1 protein-coding gene is annotated in these 1,446 nt (G+C 68.1%); it reads left to right on the forward strand.

All coding sequences use genetic code 11. The features are described from left to right. A partial coding sequence (locus JCM25156_RS29565; RefSeq protein ID WP_025813971.1) for a glycosyltransferase family protein occupies positions 1-1,446 on the forward strand: 1,446 nt, incomplete at both ends.

Consider the following 1,446-nt stretch of genomic DNA (forward strand, 5'->3'; position numbering starts at 1 on the left):
TGGAACAGATGCGCCAGGCCGTGCGGCACGCACCGGACACGGCGGCATATGCCCATGAACTGGTGGACATGCTGCGGGCATCGGGGCGGGAGGCGGAGGTCGAGGCCACCCTGCGCGCACGGTTGGACCATGCGCCCGATGATGGCGTGGCCCTGTCGGATCTGGGCACGCTCGTGTTCGCGCGCGGTGAGATGCGTGCCGCCGCCGATCTGCTCCAGCGCGCCATGATGGGGCATGCGCGTGCGGAAATCTGCAATAATCTCGGCCTTGCCCGCATGGCGCTGGGTGACATGGCCGGGGCGGAGGCGGCATTGCGGCAGGCCCGGCATATGCGGCCAGCCGATGCCCGCATCACGCTTAACCACCTGACGGGACTGTTTGAAAGTGGGCGGCACGCACTGGCCCGCACCGGCTATGAGGCCATGCTGGCCCAGACCCCGCCGCCGGATACCTCCACACTGGACCGGGCGCGCTTCAACCTCGGTGTCGTGCGGCTGGCGCAGGGGGAACTGGCGTCGGGCTGGGTCTTGTGGGAGTCCCGTCTTGCCTTCCTGCCGCCACACCCGTCCGCCGCCGTGCTGCCGCGCTGGAATGGCCACTCGCTACCGGCTGGGGGCAGGCTGCTGGTGCATATGGCGCAGGGGCTGGGCGACGCGATTCATTTCCTGCGCTACGTGCCGCTTGCGGCGCGGCGGGTGCCGGTGGTGCTGGAAGTGCCGCCCGCGCTGCACAGGCTGGCCCTGACGCTGGAAAGCGCCATGCGGGAAAGCGGTCACCCTATAGAAATTATCACTCCTGACATAAATGCTGTCGGGTATGCCTGCTGTCAGTGCGACCTGTTCAGCCTGCCGCATGTACTGGGCGTGGCGGAGGTGCCCGATTTCGTCCCCTATCTGGGGGAACAGCCGTGGTGGCCCGATGGGGGAAGAACGGGAAAGCTGCGTGTCGGCCTGTGCCATGCGGGCAATCCGGCCTACCGTTTTGATGCGCGCCGTTCCATTCCCGCTGCCGCCCTGGCCCCGCTGGCGGCGGTCGGGGATGTCACCTTCATATCCCTGCATCCACAGGCGCGCGTGGGAACGGAGCCGGACTTTGTGTGGCGTGAAGGCCCACCGAATAGTGACCTGCTCGATACCGCGCGGCTGATCGCCACGCTGGATCTGGTCATCAGCGTGGATACGCTCGCGGCCCATCTGGCCGGGGCGATGGGGTGCCCGGTCTGGCTGCTCAATCGTTTTGGGGGGGACTGGCGCTGGTCGCCAGCATTCGATGTGCCCGCGCCATCGCGGTCATGGCCCGATGCGGGGGCGATTGCCACGGCCACCTGTCGGGGGAGCCGGTGGTACCCAAACCTGCGCCAGTTCCGCCAGCCCCGGCTGGCGCCGCCGGATCACGCATGGCGGGAAGTGGTGGAGGATATATGCGCCGCCCTGCGGGTGGTGGTGG

The sequence above is a fragment of the Komagataeibacter kakiaceti JCM 25156 genome, from assembly GCF_000613305.1.